Genomic DNA, 14,954 nt, shown 5'->3' on the forward strand with positions numbered 1-14,954 from the left:
CCCCCGGTCGATTCCGGTGCTCGCGCATTCCCGATACCCGCCCTACATGACGGTTGGATGACAGTTTATGGTTTGTCACAAACTGCCAGCGGCGGAAAGTGAAACACGTTTTCAGGGACTTAGCAATTCATCCGTTAGCGGGAGTACCATTTTTATGACAAGAAATGTGACAGCGAATTCGTCACTGTCATAATTCTGCAAGAAGCTTTTCCCTGCGCGACAACGGTTTGTCCCCGCGCGGCATCAATGTCGGATATAGGGGATAAACGAAAATTTCCGAAAGATGAGTGAACCCTTTTGAGTTTCGTATGAAGTTGGGAGGCAGGCGAGCTTAGTGCCCCCCGCCGCCACCGGCAACCTGCTTCGGTTTGCGCAGCATGATGGCGCAGACGGCGAGCGAGCAGAACATCATCGTGAGGATGAAGAACACGTCGATGAAGGACAAAAGGGTCGCCTGCTGGCGCACCATGCCGGAAAGTTTGGAAATGGCGATTGTTGCACCATCCATGCCAGCCGCGTTGTACTTGGCCGTCAGGTTGGTGACCATCTTCTCAGCTTCGGCGTTGCCCCAGCGAACGTGCTCGGCCAGACGCTCATAATGCATGTCGCCACGGCGGGTCAGGATCGTGTTGATGACGGCAAGGCCGACGGCGCCGCCCAGATTACGCGTCAGATTGAATAGGCCGGATGCGTTTTTCAGCAAGGCAGGCGGCAGCGTGCCGAGCGCCAGATTGTTGATCGGCACCATGCAAAGCATCAGCGAACAGCCGCGCAGGATCTGCGGCAGCAGCAGTTCGTAGAAATCCCAGTCGGCGGTGAGGCCGGTCACCATCCAGGTGCCTGCCGCAAAGCCGAGGAAGCCGATCATCATCATCAGGCGCGGATCCATCCTGTTGGACAGGAAGCCCGCGAGCGGCGCGGTGAAGAACATGGCAAGACCGCTGACAAACAGTGCTTCGCCGATCATCAGGGCATCATAGCCGCGAATGCTGCTCAGATAGAGCGGATAGAGATAGGTAAGGCCATAGAGGCCGACACCCATCACGAAGGAGAACAGCGAGCCGAATGCGAAATTCACATTCTTGAAAGCCCGCAAATCCACGATGGGTTCTTCAGCCGTAAAAGCTCTGAAGAAGAAGAGAATACCGCCCGCCGTCATGATGATCGTCAGGATGAAGATTGCATTGTCCTGGAGCCAGTCATTGCGCGGACCTTCTTCCAGAACATACTCCATCGAGCCGAGGAATGCTGCCATACCCGCAAGGCCCCACCAGTCGAACTTGCTTAAGAGTGAGCTGTCGCCTTCGTCGAAGTCGATGAGATTCCAAGCCGCGATGGTGACGAGAATGCCGGGGCCGACATTGACCAGAAACAACCAGTGCCAGGAGAAGGCGTGGCTCAGATAGCCGCCGACCGTCGGGCCGATGGTGGGCGCGAGCGTTGCCACGAGGCCAATCATCGGCGAGACGATCGAACGCTTGGAAGGCGGGAAGATGGTGAAGGCTGCTGCAAACACGCTCGGGATCATACCGCCACCGATGAAGCCTTGAATGGCGCGGTAGACGATCATCTGCTCGATATTGGTTGCCGTTGCGCAGAGCACGCTGGCAAGGGTGAAGCCTGCAGCCGAAATGGTGAAGAGAACGCGCGTCGACAACAGGCGTCCAAGGAAACCCGATAGCGGAATCATGATGACTTCCGCGATCAGATAAGACGTCTGGACCCAGGAGATTTCGTCAGAACTGGCGCTCAGGCCCGCCTGGATTTCAGCAAGCGACGCCGAGACGATCTGAATGTCCAGGATCGCCATGAACATGCCGAACACCATGGCCAGAAAGGCGAATGCCTTCTTGGGATCGATGCGGTCGTCTGCCGGGGCTATCGGCCCCATTGTCGTGTCTGCGGCCATGACGGCGCACTCCGGAATGGAAGAGAGGAGCGGCGCGAAACCCGTTTCGCCGCGCCGCCATCTGTTCTTTCAGTTGGGGCATTTCCGAGCCAAAAGTGCGAAGCGGCTTTGCGTCGGATAAATGCGTAGAAATAAAGAGGTGAGAGCGATTCCACGATTCCGTTTCAACTGGAACCGCTCTGATCTGTCGAACTTGATCGGTCGCCCCGATTAGTTGGTCTTGCCTTCAGGTGCCGTGCGCGTATCGATATCGACCACGACACTCAGGCCCGCGCGGATCTTGCCGGATTCCAGCGCTTCCTTCGGAATCATGATGCGAACAGGAACGCGCTGTACGATCTTAGTGAAGTTGCCGGTCGCATTTTCCGGCGGCAGCAGTGAGAACACCGCTCCCGAAGCTGGTGCGATGGACGCGACCTTGCCGTCGAACTTCGTGCCGTCGATTGCGTCGACATAGATATGTGCGGTTTCGCCGGTCTTGATCTTTGCGAGCTGCGTTTCCTTGAAGTTCGCATCGATATAAAGCTCATTGACCGGGACGAGTGCCGCGATCTTCTGGCCCGGTGAAACGAGGTCGCCCTTCTTGCCGGCAAGATTACCAATCACACCGTCGAACGGTGCGCGCAGCGCAGTGAAGGAAAGATCGCGCGCTGCCTTGTCGCGGGCAAGTTCCAGCGATTTCGTAGTGCTTTCCGCCTCGCTATACTGGGCATTGAGCACTTCGATATTGGCTTTGGCAGAGGCGATCTGTGCATCCGTTCCAGCGAGCTTGGCGCGAGCCTGGTCGAGCGAGGACTGGGCAGTGTCGAGATCGGCCTGCGCGACAAAACGCGTTTCATGCAACTTCTGCACGCGTGCAATCGTGTTCTGCGCGTTGGTCAGAACAGCCGTTGCGGCCTGCTTGTCGGCGTTTGCCTGCAGGAGCAGCGCTTGCGCGGCATCAGTTTCCGCCTTGATGCGGATGAGCGTCTGCCTCTGGGTTGCGAGCTTGGCTTCGGTTTCGTCGAGCGCGATCTGGTAGTCGCCCGCATCGAGCTGGAAGATCACATCGCCAGCCTTCACCTGCTGGTTGGCGGCCACCGGGATGTTTTCGATATAGCCGGTAACCTTCGGCGCGATGGAAGCGATATCGCCCTGCACATAGGCGTCGTCGGTCGAAACCATGAAACGTCCGACTGTCCACCAGTCGTAGGCGAACCAGAGCCCACCCGCCACTGCGACCGCCACAATGCCAGGGAGAACGAAGCGTTTGCCGAAGCCCTTTTTCTTTTCGGATCCCTTGGCCGGGTCCTTTGGGGCGACTTCCTGCGGGCTCGGTGCGGTATGGGGCTGCGATCTCTCGTTCACAGGCGCTTCATTCGTCGCCGGCTGGGTTGCCGAGGCGAAGTTCTTGGCGTTGGGGAACGGATGAATATCGGCCTTATCAACGGACTTCGGGGCGGACATAGGGAAACTTTCTGCACATCCTTCGGATTGAACCGCTTGGTTCGATGTTGACATAAATCAATAAGATGCGCATATCAAGAGGATATCGAACCGCTTGGTTCGAAAAAACGTTAAGAGTCTCGAAAATGAAGCCTGATCGCAGTACAAAAGGAACAACAGATACGATGATGCATGGCCGGAACAGGCATGATGAGAAAGGTCTCGACCGCCCCGGTGAAGGCAAATCGTCCTGCTCTGAAACCGAATGCGGTCGAACGCGGCTTGGCGCGGGCCAAGACCCTGCCAAACGCCGCCAAATCCTTGAAGGCGCTCAGGATGTATTCCTGCGCATGGGCTTCGATGCAGCCAGTATGAATGACATTACGCGTGAAGCTGGCGTGTCGAAGGGAACGATCTACGTTTACTTCAACAGCAAGGAAGATCTGTTTGTCGCATTGTGTGAGCATTATCGCGATACAATGTTTCGTGAACTGATCGAAAAACTCGACAAGGGTTTCAATTCCCGTCAGCAACTGACCGATTTCGGCGTGGCGCTGGTCACGTTGATAACGTCGTCGACGGCGGTCCGTGCGCAGCGCATTGTTCTGGGCGTCAGCGAACGCAAGCCGGAACTTGCAGCTCGCTTTTATGAGCGGGGGCCGAAACGCAGTTTGGTCCTTATGGCTGACTATCTCAAGGACATGATCGAGAAAGGCGAGTTAGAGCCTTTCGATCCCGAAAAGATGGCCTATCATCTTTCTGATCTGTTTCTGTCCGGCCTTTATCGCCCTCGCCTATTTGGCGCGTTGCCGGAACCGCCGTCAGCCGAGACGATTCGCGAGAATGTCGATCTGGCGATCGATTTTTTCTACCGTGCCTACGGTCGAAATCAAGGAAGTGTTCAACAAGAGAACAACTGAACTTCAGGAAGCGGTCGAGTGATACTTATTTGACTTTCGGGTTCATAAATTTCTCAAGAGAGCCTTAATTTCTACATTGTTTTTGTGTGTATTGGCTTGCAATCCATTAATTGCGGGTTGTCAGAGACCCCATTTTTTATGTCACTTAATAAATGATTGAAAAGCTCTTGAGCTATGATTCGCTGATATTCAAAATGCAGTAACGAGTAGCGCTTGGGCTTGAGTACCAAGGATATTGTAGAAATGACACTTGATCTCATTCATTTTCCGAATTTCAAGAAGACCTTCTTTGGAACGGCCTTCCAAAGCGACACGCTTGCTCTCCTGACGCGAATTCGCGACGAGATCGGTTGCCGCCACATCATGCACACTTATCGCGGACGGATGGGCGATTGTGCAAAGACAAATTCCTCCGACCTTACGGTCGTGATGACTGTGCCGACAAACTGGGCCGCGCGCTACTCCACCAAGAACTATTTCGTCATCGATCCGATCTTTCAGGAAGATGCGCCTTATTTTCAGAACGATGTCAGCGGCATTGTTCGCGACCTTCAGGAAGATGGCAATCAGTGCCCCGATGTCGCCGAACTGTTGCAGGATGCCGAGAAGCATGGGCTGGGCAATATTTTCATTGCCGTGTCGGTCCGCAGCCAGAAGGGCGCGGTGGGATGCAGCTTGTTCAGCTTCGATATCAGCCCGGATGAGGATCGCGAACAGTTTGTGGCCAAGCTTCGCCCGCGGCTTCTGAGCCTGTCCGGGATCATTCATTCCGCTCTGTGCGGCTGTAAGGATGTTGCAACGGTCGCAAGCCTTCTGACCCCGCGTGAAGTGGATTGCCTGCGCTGGGCGGCAAGCGGCAAGACAGACGGAGAGATCGCAGAAATCCTGAGCATCGCGCGCTGGACTGTCGTGACCTATTTGCAAAATGCCAAAATCAAGCTCAACTGCTCCAACCGTACTTCGGCAGTCGCGACGGCGTTGTCGCTCGGCATCATCGAAATGCCGGAAGTTCACCACCTGATGTAAAACCGGGGCTCGTACAGCGATCCTGCCAGAAACACCGAGTGTCCCGTGCATCCGGTGTTTGAGTGTTTCGTTTCACACCATGTGCCACGCAAAACCGCTTCGCGCTTTTGCTGGAGATACTCTATATTTGAGTTTTCTAAATCACTTTTTGGGATGCGCTCTATCCGCTTGTTATACGCATGTCTTAATCCCGACACCGGTTCCCACTTTGGGAAGACATGCTCTAGGCGCGTTTTCTAAGTGGGAGGCGCGCGGCGTCAAATGCATTGGCGAACCGCGCGGTGTTCTTCGCCGGGTCTTCGTCCGCATCCTCAAAGGCGATGTGGTTCAGCTCTACACCGGCAGTCTTGTCGGTCAGCGTCAGGCGGAAATAGGCATAAACACCCTGATTGCGAAACTCCATGTCGAGCACGATGGCAGGCGGTGATTGCCAGTCACAGCGATATTCGCCGCCATGGCCGAGTTCCAGCGTGCCGGGGAAGAAATAAAGCTCGGTGGCCGAGCTGACAATATCGGCGATATTGGCAAAAAGTTCGCAGCGTATGAAAGCTACATAATCTGCCGGGTCGACGAGGCGAAGATCGGTCGCGACCTCGCGCAGGTTTTCGGCAATGATCGCCTCGCGTTCGTTTGAGAATTGCAGACTCTTCATCATTTCACCGCCGATCTGGAGGAACAGGCTGTCACTGTTCTGAAATATATAAAAACCATGGTTATCCATCAATGTATCGCATGCCGGGTATTGATCACCCGGATAAGCTCGGCCACCGCCTTGTAGAATTCCGGTGCGATCATCTGGTCGACATTGACCTGCTTATAGAGCGCGCGCGCCAGCGGAACGTCCTCGAATATCGGGATGGAGTGCTGTGTAGCTATTTCTCTGATCTTCAACGCTATGAGATCCTGTCCCTTTGCAACGACTATCGGGGCCGCATCCTGATCGGGCTTGTAACGCAGTGCTACGGAAAAATGAGTCGGATTTGCGACGATCAGTGTTGCTGTCGGAACGGTGTTGATCATCCGGCGGCGGGCACGGTCGCGGCCAAGCGAACGCAGGCGTGATTTGACCAGCGGATCGCCTTCCGACTGCTTCAGTTCGTCTTTGACTTCCTGCCGCGTCATGCGCAGTTCCTGCCGCCAGTGAATGCGCGACCATGCAAGGTCGAAACCCGCAATTGCGGCAATGGCCAGCACATTGGCGACGAGCAGGCGCACCATGTTTTCACGCAGAAATTCCGGCAAGGCGCTTGGGTCGGACGCGACCGCATCGGTGAAAAGGCTATTGCCGTTGAAGAAGACGATAAAGACGATGACGCTTGCAGCCAGAAACTTTGCCAACGATTTGAGGAATTCGACCTGACCGGCGCGACCGAAAATGCGTTGCCACCCCTTGAGGGGGGATATGCGCGACGCTTGCGGGCGGATGCGTTCACCGACGAAACGTGGGGCGTTCTGGAATGCCGAGGCAGCAACGCCGGCAAGCGGGATGATGATGAACACCGGCAACAAGGCTGCGCCGACAGCCAGTGCCAGCACGCCGAACAGGCGGCTTGCATCTTCCGCGCTGTTGAGGAGCCAGTCCTCCGGGCGGTCGATCAGCTCGCGCAGGAAGATGGCGAGCTTCGTGGTGGCAGGCCCTGCGACAAAGACCGCGATAATCAGAAAGGAAGCAATACCGGCGAGGATCGGCGTTTCGCGGGAAAACGGCATATTGCCCTTTTCCAAGGCGTCGCGGATCTTCTGCTCGGTTGCTTCTTCTGTTTTGCTTTCCTTGTCAGCATCATCTGCCATGGGTCACACGAGATCAGTACGAAGCTTCGCTTGCGTCGAGGGTGATGATACCGCGCTCGGAAAGATCGATGGCGATACGGGCGATCGTGCGGCGCGCATCGGCAATGTTCTGCGCGGTTATATTGCCCTGCTCGGCGCCAAGCTCGGTTTCCACCATGCGGCGGCCACGGGTTGAGAGTGACGAAAGAACAAGTTCCTGAAGCCGTGTGTCGGCTCCGCGAAGTGCGGTTGCGATCTGTTCTGTCTGCACTTCATCGAAGAGCAGCAGGCGTGCGCGCTGCGACAGGCGCTCGATGTCTTCAAAGGTGAAGAGCTTCGCCTTGATGCGGTTGAGATCGTCGCGGTTGAGATCTTCGAGGCTCGCCATCAGTTCTTCCATCTCGCTTCTGTCGAGCTGGTTGAAGATGTTCGCGATCTGGCCGTGATGAGCCTTGACCGGCCCGGCGTCGCCGCGGCCGAGAAGATCGCGTCGCAGCACGTCTTCGAGAAGTTCTGCAGCGGCTGGTGCCACATTGCCGATATGCAGCGAGCGCTGCACGACGGCATTGCGTAACTGTGGCGGCAGGACGACGAAGAGTCGGGCGGCAAGATCAGATGGCAGTTTCGACACGATATAGGCGATGATCTGCGGATGCTGGTCCGTTAGATAGATCTGCAGGCTTTCCACCGGCAGGCGCCCGAGCTGTACCCAGACGGATTCCTGAACGAGCTGCGGCTGGACGCGGTCTTCCAGAACTGCATCGACCTCTTCCTGCGGTAACGCTTCGCGCAACAGGCCTTCGAACCGCTGGGCAGCTTCCGAAACCGGCGCGCCTTCGGCAAAGGAATCCTCGAATTGCTTGACCAGCTGTTCGAAATCGAGCGGAGAAATAGGCTCCAGCGTCCGGGCATGACCGGCAAGCTTGCGCAGGTCTTCGGCATTGAAGTGCTTCAGAAGACGTGAGGCGGCGGGGCGTCCGATGGCAACAAGGATCGCCGCCGCTTTTTGAGAGCCGGTCAACGTATCGATAAGCCCGGTGGAGCCGTCTTCAGCCAGGGCTTGCTGCTCGTTTTCGGTCGAAGTGCCTGTCATGAGAATACCCGCAGTGCGTCTGTTACTTGCCGATGATTTCGGTGAGGCTGACACCGAAACGCGAGGAATCGTCTTCAAGAACGATCACTTCGCCGCGAGCGATGACGCGGCCATTGACCACGATATCGACGGGATCGCCGATCTGCTTGTCGAGCGTGATGACTGCGCCGCGACCGAGCTTCATCAGATTGGCGACCGGCATGGTCGTGCCGCCAAGAACCACCTGAACATCAACCGGGATGCCCATGATAAGTTCGAGATTGGGCTTGGATGGCCCCTTCTGCGCGCTGCGCGGCTTTTCTTCGCGCAGTTCCTCAATGGCTTCGTCCAGTTCGTGCTGCATGTTCTTGTCCTTGTTGTCAGCGCTCATGCCTGCCCCGCAATGTCTACGGTTGCCTTGCGGACCGCGCGATGCACGAATACCGGCAGCGCTTTCTTTTCTTTCTGAAGAGCCTTGGGCTGGCCCGTATCGGCAGCAGTGGCGATCTTGTTCTCGGCGCGCGGTTTGCTGTCGGTGACATTGCGCGCATGGCGGATGTCACGGGTCAGAGCCTTGCGTAGCCGGTTCAGTTCCTCGATTGCCTCTTCCATTTCGCGGCGTACGCGCTGCGTTTCGGCAAGGCGGGCTTCAAGCTTGTTGTTCTCGTCGGCCAAAGCAGTGCCAAGGTCGGTGCGTTCGCTCTGGATGGCCTTGACGGCGCGCTCCAGCCCGTTGGAAGCGGCAGCAACGCGCAACGCCAGCAGTTTGCCGAGTTTGATCGTCTCGTTGGCCTTGCGGCCAACCACGATGAGCGCAGCAAGCGAGGCAAGAGCCATCAATGTGGAAAGCAGGTTAGCCAGCAACAAGCTCATCGATGAAATCCTCTTCCTGATTGACTGGGTCGCCGACCTTGACCGTGAAATGAATGCCGGATTTGCCGAGCGTGCACTTGAAAAGCTGCTGATCGCCAGCGCGCAGGCGCACCTGTTCCATGGCGTCGGCAGGCAGTTTCAGAACCTGCCCGATTTCCAGCATTGACAAGGCGTCCAGCGTCATCGATCCCTGCTGGATGAAAGCTTCGAGTTCGATGCGTGCACGGCTGACTTCCTGCCGCATCTTCTTCGCCCAGGTCGGATCGGTCTGATCCATCGGACGGCGCAGAAAGGCTGCGACTGCATCCTGCATCGGCTTCTGTGTGCTGCGCGGCAAAAGCAGATGAACCTGCCCGGTTCTGCCTGCAGCAGTGACATCGATGCGGCAGGCGAAAAGGCGCGAGCGCTCGAAATTCTCACGGTCGAATTCGGCGGTGTCGGTGCATTCACCGGCGGCGAAAAGCGTCTTTCCGTTTCCGGCAAAAACCTGATCGAGCGAACCGGCGAGATGACCGGCGAGAAGAGCAGAAATCTTGTGTTCCAGCATGCCGAATGGACGCTCGTCATCGACGCTGCCCATATTGCCCTGCGCGCCATACATCGCTTCAATCACGGAGAAAACGAGCGCAGCATCGGCGGTGAGGTAAATCGTACAGCCCCAGCGCTCGGCCTTCAGAGGCGCGATGATCGCCGCTTTGTCGAGAATGTCGGCAAAGGCAGCGTCGTCGGTGCTTTCCACCTGGCCTGCTTCAATGTCGAATGCAGCGGCACAGCCATGTTTCAACCGGTCGCAGAAATGCGTCGAGGCATCCTTGAACACATGGGCAAGCGATTTCAGATCGTCGCCCGAAAGCCCCGCTGCACGCAGCAGGTTTTCGGCCAGAACATCGTTTTTGCGGTTTTGCCCCAAAGCAGTCATCTTACGCCGCCTGCTGGGTCGGCGCGCTCGCCATGGTTTCCTGCTCGACCACATCAATGGTCGGGCGATCATAGGCGGAGATGGTCTTGCGTCCATACTCCACGGCAATCTGCGGCAGGGAACCGTTCATATAGGCGAGAAGCGTCTGCTTCACGACGATGTAGAGACGGTTGTTCTTTTCACGGGTCGATTTGATCTTGGCTGCGATCGGGCCGACCACGCCGTAAGAGAAGAAGATGCCGGCAAAGGTGCCGACAAGGGCGGCGCCGATCAGATGGCCCAGTACTTCCGGCGACTGGTCCAGCGCGCCCATGGCCTTGATGACGCCGAGAACGGCGGCAACAATACCGAGCGCAGGCAGGGCTTCGGAAATGCTGACCATTGCTTGGTAGGGCTTGAGCTTGTCGCGGGCCATGGTGTGGATCTCCTCGTCCATCAGCGCCTCGATTTCATGCGAGCGCACATTGCCGACGATGATGAGGCGGCAATAGTCGCAGATGAAATGGGTGAGGTCCTCTTTCTTCAATACGCTCGGATAGGCCTGAAAGATCGACGACTCCTTCGGATTGTCGATGTGCACTTCCACTTCGTTGCGCGACTTCGCGCGCAGTTCGCGCATCAGGCTGTAGAGCAGGCCCAGAACGTCGAGATAGTCACGCTGTTTCGGAACAGCATTGCTGAATGCTTCCATGCAGGCGCGGCCAGTGTCCTTCACAAGTGAGAAAGGATTGGCGATGAAGAAGGTCCCGAGCGCCGCACCCAAAATGATGACGAACTCCCAGGGCTGGATAAGCACGCTGACATGTCCGCCCATGGCGATAAAGCCGCCCAGCATACAGCCCAGTGTGATGACAAGACCGACGATAATGCCCAAAGCTCGTGACTCCCGCGTACAAGTTCTTTCATCGCACCTTATGGATTGCGGCTTGCGCGAACCTTGCCACCGGTACGGGCGGAAGCCAGCTTCGGACAAGCTTGGTCTTTCATAAAGGATTGAAATACCGGAAGGGGGTCATGCGCATGGTCGATACGATGACGAGCTATCGCCTGATCGCGGCGGATATGACGCGGTCGTTGCAGCGTGTTTCGAAGGAACCGTTGGTGGAGCGGGAAACCGCCTACTACAAGGAGAATATCGGCAAGGTGAAATCCATCGATGATTTCATGGCCGATAGTCGTCTCTATAATTATGCGATGAAGGCGTTTGGTCTGGAAGACATGGCCTTCGCCAAGGCATTTGTCCGCAAGATATTGACTGAGGGCGTCTCGGACAAGGATTCGATGGCGAACCAGTTGACCGACAAGCGTTACAAGGAGTTTGCGACGGTCTTCGATTTCACGGGCAAGGGCGCGGAGACGACGCAAGACGTCGTGGCGCAACAGGGAACCGTGGACAAATATCTGCGTCAGACGCTGGAGCAGGAAGCGGGCGACCAGAATGACGGCGTCCGGCTGGCGCTCTATTTCGAGCGCAAGGCATCGACACTGACCAATGCCTATGAAATTCTCGGCGACAAGGCACTCCTGTCGATGGTGCAGACGACCTTTGGCTGGCCTTCCACCATGTCCAATGCCGATATCGACAAACAGGCGAAGTTGATCTCCGAGAAGATCGATTTCACCAGAATGTCCGATCCCGAATATGTGTCGAAGTTCATTTCGCGCTTTACCGCCATGTATGAAATAAATAACCCAACGGCGAGCAGCCCGGCGTCGATTGCATCCCTGCTTCTGGGCGGGACCTCGTCCGTCGGCATCTCGATGGACATTCTGAGCACCTTGCAGAACTTCAAGCCGGGCGGGCGCTAGGCGATGCAGAATAATTCGATCTATGTCGGGCTTTCGTCACTCATCACGCTGGAACGGCGGATGGATGCCATCGCCCACAATGTCGCCAATGTCTCCACGGTTGGCTTTCGCGGAGAAGGCACCAAGTTCGACACCATCGTTTCGAACAAGGCAAGTGATGACGTGAGTTTCGCCACGGCGGGCAAGAGCTTCATTCGCACCGAAGCAGGCCCGATGATCAAGACCGACAATCCGCTGGATGTCGCGGTCAAGGGCGATGTCTGGATGTCGATCTCGACGCCGCAGGGACAAATTTATACGCGTGACGGGCGCATGAACATGCTGCCGACGGGCGATCTCGTTTCGATCACCGGCAATCCGGTTCTCGATGTCGGCGGCGCGCCCATCGTGCTTAATCCGGGCGGTGGTGCGCCGAAGATTTCGAGCGACGGCGCGATCTACCAGAACGGTGCCCAGGTCGGTTCCATCGGCCTCTTTACGATCCCCGCCGATGCCGACCTGACCTATGCCGGTACATCCGGGGTGATCCCGAACAAGCCCGCCCAGCCGGTGGTCGATGACAACAGTGTGGGCGTTGTGCAAGGCATGATCGAGGGATCGAATGTCGACGCCATGACCGAGATGACCCGCCTTATCAGCGTCAGCCGAGCCTTCGAACAGGTCAATAATCTGCTGTCGCAGCAGGAAAGCACCGTCTCTGAAGCCATCAAGACCTTGGGTTCCAGAAACGGATGACGCCTGATCTGCCGCTCTCCCGTCTCGCCGCTTTTGCCCGTCAGCAATCGGTGGCGCGCAAGCCGCTGGCCGGCATTGGCGGAACGGTGAGCGACGTGTCGCGCTCGGCCATTGCCGTGCGCGGGCTTTCGCGCGATGTGCGTCTGGGCGATGCGGTGGCGATCCATGCGCAAGGCAGCCAGAGCCTTGCCGAGATCATCCGGGTTGCGGATACGCAAGTGCTCGTCAAACCGTTCGATGACCGCATCATTCCGTCGCTCGGTGCTGCGGTGTTCGAGGAAGGGCCGCTGCGCATCCGCCCGGCACCGGAATGGCGCGGACGTGTCATCAATGCGCTTGGCGATGCGGTAGACGGAAAGGGCGCGTTGCAACCTGGCACCCGACCGATGGCATCCGAAAACCTGGCGCCCGCAGCCTTGCGTCGCGGGCGTGTCGACAGGGGCTTACGCACCGGCGTCAACGTCATCGATATTTTCACGCCGCTTTGTTTCGGCCAGCGTATCGGCATCTTTGCAGGCTCCGGTGTCGGCAAGTCGACGCTGCTTGCCATGATGACGCGTGCGGCGGATTTCGACACGGTGGTGCTGGCTTTGACCGGCGAGCGCGGACGCGAAGTGCGCGAGATGCTGGAAGAAACCATGGCAGGCCATCTTGACAAGACGATAACCGTGGTGGCGACCGGCGATGAAAGCCCGATGATGCGCCGTCTTGCGCCCAATACGGCGACGGCCATTGCCGAATATTTTCGCGACCTTGGCCAGAATGTCCTGCTGATTGTCGATTCCGTCACGCGCTTTGCCCATGCGGCGCGCGAAGTGGCGATTGCTGCCGAAGAGCCGCCTGTTTCGCGCGGTTATCCGCCGAGCGTCTTCAGCCAGCTCCCCCGTCTTCTGGAGCGGGCCGGTCCCGGTACCACGGAAGCGGGTGGCAGTATCACCGGCATCTATTCGGTGCTGGTCGATGGCGACGATCATAATGATCCGGTTTCCGACACGATCCGCGGCACACTGGACGGCCATATCGTGCTCGACCGCGCGATTGCGGCGCAAGGGCGTTTTCCGGCCGTGGATATTCCCGCCTCGGTTTCGCGTCTGGCAAAGCACAACTGGACACCAGAACAACGCAAGCTGGTCAACCAGCTACGCGGCATGGTCGCCCGTTTTGAGGAAACCCGTGATCTGCGCGCTATAGGCGCCTACCAGAAAGGCCATGACGGCCTTCTGGATCAGGCGGTTGATCTTGTCCCGCGCATTTACGACGCCTTGCAGCAATCGCCGGAAACCGGCCTATCGGATGATCCCTATAACGACCTTGCCGCGGCACTGCGCGGCGACAGACAGGCGCAACACGCATGATGACGGGCTTTCGCAAGACAAAGGAAGAAAAACTCCTGGCTGATCTGGCGGCGGAGGTCGAGACCGCTGCACGACAGGAAGGCATGAAGAAGCCGCCGAGCAAGGTGGACCGCTATCTGAAGATCGCGGCAATCACGCTTGCTGCCGGGAGCGCAATGCTGCCTTTCGTCACCTATCTTCAGCGCGCCGATCTGGGTTCGCCTGATAAGGCCGAGCGCAAGATCATCGATCCGCTCGACCGCTCGGAGCAGAAAACGGTGCGCCGTTTCCCGTCCTTCCGTCCGTCTGAACAGGCCGCGCCGAATGCAGATATAGACAATACGATGACGGGCTCCGTCATGTCGAACGGCAAGGGGCTTCCGGGAACCGGCACAGGAAATGACGGTGACGGAAGCGGGGAAGGGCAGGCGTTCCCCAAGCCGGTTTTCGCACTGCGCGAGGTCGTCGGCGGCATGGCGATGATCGAGGATACGTCAGGCTACTGGTTTGTCGAAAAAGGTTCGCTGCTGCCGGATGGCAGTCACCTTGTTTCAATCGGGCGCGGTGCGGGCACCTGGCAGCTCACGACATCGTCGGGTGATGTGATCGAGATGCGGAGGTAAGGGGAAGGCAATAAGTCAGTGGGGCAATAAGGCAATATGCTTTGATTGCGGATGACCGTGCCGACAATATCCTTCACTGCCCTACCGCCCTAACCTCCGCAAGCTTGACGCAAGTTCCGGCCTTTAAGTTAACAAACTATAAAGGCGGGATACTCAATGAGCACCATTCATCTTTTCGATCTGGCTGCAAGGCAGGCGCAGTGGTTGTCGGTACGACAGGCCACGGTTGCGGGCAATGTCGCCAATGCGAACACGCCGGATTTCAGGGCTCGTGACGTGCAGCCCTTCGCGGATGTGCTGGACAAGACGCAACTCACCATGTCTGCAACAAGCCCTCGGCATCTGGAGGCCGAGGCCGACGGGATTGCCGGTGCGCGCCTGCGTCCCGACGACATTACCGAACAGACTCACTCCGGAAATACGGTCGACGTCGAACAGGAAATGATGAAAGCCGGTGAAATCGCCCGCGAATATTCGCTCAACACAAGCGTCGTCAAGGCGTTCCATCGCATGATGCTTTCGGTCGCGAAGGGCTAGTC

At 57.4% G+C, this 14,954-nt stretch carries 16 protein-coding genes; 7 read left to right on the top strand and 9 right to left on the bottom strand.

What is annotated here, in order from left to right; translation table 11 throughout:
• Positions 1-331: 331 nt before the first annotated feature.
• A complete protein-coding gene (locus tag CQZ93_RS16985) occupies positions 332-1,909 on the bottom strand; it encodes a DHA2 family efflux MFS transporter permease subunit (RefSeq protein ID WP_105543799.1) in 1,578 nt (525 codons plus the stop codon).
• A 210-nt stretch (positions 1,910-2,119) separates the two neighbouring features.
• Complete coding sequence (locus CQZ93_RS16990; protein WP_105543800.1) at positions 2,120-3,355, bottom strand: HlyD family secretion protein; 1,236 nt, start codon at positions 3,353-3,355, stop codon at positions 2,120-2,122.
• A gap of 125 nt (positions 3,356-3,480) precedes the next feature.
• Here CQZ93_RS16990 and CQZ93_RS16995 point away from each other — a divergent pair, with 125 nt between their 5' ends.
• Together CQZ93_RS16995 and CQZ93_RS17000 are read left to right on the top strand one after the other, a co-directional pair.
• Positions 3,481-4,254 (top strand): TetR/AcrR family transcriptional regulator, encoded by a 774-nt coding sequence (locus tag CQZ93_RS16995; protein WP_105543801.1) that lies wholly within the window; start codon positions 3,481-3,483, stop codon positions 4,252-4,254.
• Positions 4,255-4,497: 243 nt separating this feature from the next.
• Positions 4,498-5,280 (top strand): helix-turn-helix transcriptional regulator, encoded by a 783-nt coding sequence (locus CQZ93_RS17000; protein WP_105543802.1) that lies wholly within the window; start codon positions 4,498-4,500, stop codon positions 5,278-5,280.
• Between the two features lie 223 nt (positions 5,281-5,503).
• Here CQZ93_RS17000 and CQZ93_RS17005 read toward each other — a convergent pair whose 3' ends face one another.
• From CQZ93_RS17005 to motA, 7 genes are all read right to left on the bottom strand, one after another.
• Entirely contained in the window at positions 5,504-5,932 is a 429-nt protein-coding gene (locus CQZ93_RS17005; protein ID WP_105545184.1) for a BspJ family T4SS effector nucleomodulin, read from the bottom strand.
• Between the two features lie 68 nt (positions 5,933-6,000).
• The gene (gene flhB, locus CQZ93_RS17010) at positions 6,001-7,071 is read right to left on the bottom strand and encodes a flagellar biosynthesis protein FlhB (RefSeq protein WP_105543803.1); all 1,071 of its coding nucleotides are present in this window, start codon (positions 7,069-7,071) and stop codon (positions 6,001-6,003) included.
• A 13-nt stretch (positions 7,072-7,084) separates the two neighbouring features.
• The gene (locus tag CQZ93_RS17015) at positions 7,085-8,143 is read right to left on the bottom strand and encodes a flagellar motor switch protein FliG (RefSeq protein WP_105543804.1); all 1,059 of its coding nucleotides are present in this window, start codon (positions 8,141-8,143) and stop codon (positions 7,085-7,087) included.
• 22 nt (positions 8,144-8,165) lie between these two features.
• Positions 8,166-8,513 (bottom strand): flagellar motor switch protein FliN, encoded by a 348-nt coding sequence (fliN, locus tag CQZ93_RS17020; protein ID WP_105543805.1) that lies wholly within the window; start codon positions 8,511-8,513, stop codon positions 8,166-8,168.
• Complete coding sequence (locus tag CQZ93_RS17025; RefSeq protein ID WP_105543806.1) at positions 8,510-8,995, bottom strand: BAB2_0123 family type IV secretion system effector; 486 nt, start codon at positions 8,993-8,995, stop codon at positions 8,510-8,512. Before CQZ93_RS17025 ends, fliN begins: the two co-directional genes overlap by 4 nt.
• Entirely contained in the window at positions 8,976-9,914 is a 939-nt protein-coding gene (locus CQZ93_RS17030) for a FliM/FliN family flagellar motor switch protein (RefSeq protein ID WP_105543807.1), read from the bottom strand. The genes CQZ93_RS17025 and CQZ93_RS17030 overlap by 20 nt, the downstream gene beginning before the upstream one ends.
• 1 nt (position 9,915) lies before the next feature.
• A complete protein-coding gene (gene motA, locus CQZ93_RS17035; protein ID WP_105543808.1) occupies positions 9,916-10,788 on the bottom strand; it encodes a flagellar motor stator protein MotA in 873 nt (290 codons plus the stop codon).
• A 146-nt stretch (positions 10,789-10,934) separates the two neighbouring features.
• Here motA and CQZ93_RS17040 point away from each other — a divergent pair, with 146 nt between their 5' ends.
• From CQZ93_RS17040 to flgB, 5 genes are all read left to right on the top strand, one after another.
• Positions 10,935-11,723 (top strand): DUF1217 domain-containing protein, encoded by a 789-nt coding sequence (locus tag CQZ93_RS17040; RefSeq protein ID WP_105545185.1) that lies wholly within the window; start codon positions 10,935-10,937, stop codon positions 11,721-11,723.
• A gap of 3 nt (positions 11,724-11,726) precedes the next feature.
• Complete coding sequence (flgF, locus tag CQZ93_RS17045; RefSeq protein WP_105543809.1) at positions 11,727-12,458, top strand: flagellar basal-body rod protein FlgF; 732 nt, start codon at positions 11,727-11,729, stop codon at positions 12,456-12,458.
• A complete protein-coding gene (gene fliI / locus CQZ93_RS17050) occupies positions 12,455-13,813 on the top strand; it encodes a flagellar protein export ATPase FliI (RefSeq protein WP_105543810.1) in 1,359 nt (452 codons plus the stop codon). The genes flgF and fliI overlap by 4 nt, the downstream gene beginning before the upstream one ends.
• Positions 13,810-14,415: a hypothetical protein gene (locus tag CQZ93_RS17055; RefSeq protein WP_105543811.1), complete on the top strand. Its 606-nt coding sequence runs from the start codon at positions 13,810-13,812 to the stop codon at positions 14,413-14,415. The genes fliI and CQZ93_RS17055 overlap by 4 nt, the downstream gene beginning before the upstream one ends.
• Positions 14,416-14,571: 156 nt before the next feature.
• Positions 14,572-14,952 (top strand): flagellar basal body rod protein FlgB, encoded by a 381-nt coding sequence (gene flgB, locus CQZ93_RS17060; protein WP_105543812.1) that lies wholly within the window; start codon positions 14,572-14,574, stop codon positions 14,950-14,952.
• The last annotated feature ends 2 nt before the right edge of the window (positions 14,953-14,954 follow it).

The sequence above is a fragment of the Ochrobactrum vermis genome, from assembly GCF_002975205.1.
In the GTDB taxonomy this organism is placed as follows: Bacteria; Pseudomonadota; Alphaproteobacteria; order Rhizobiales; family Rhizobiaceae; genus Brucella; species Brucella vermis.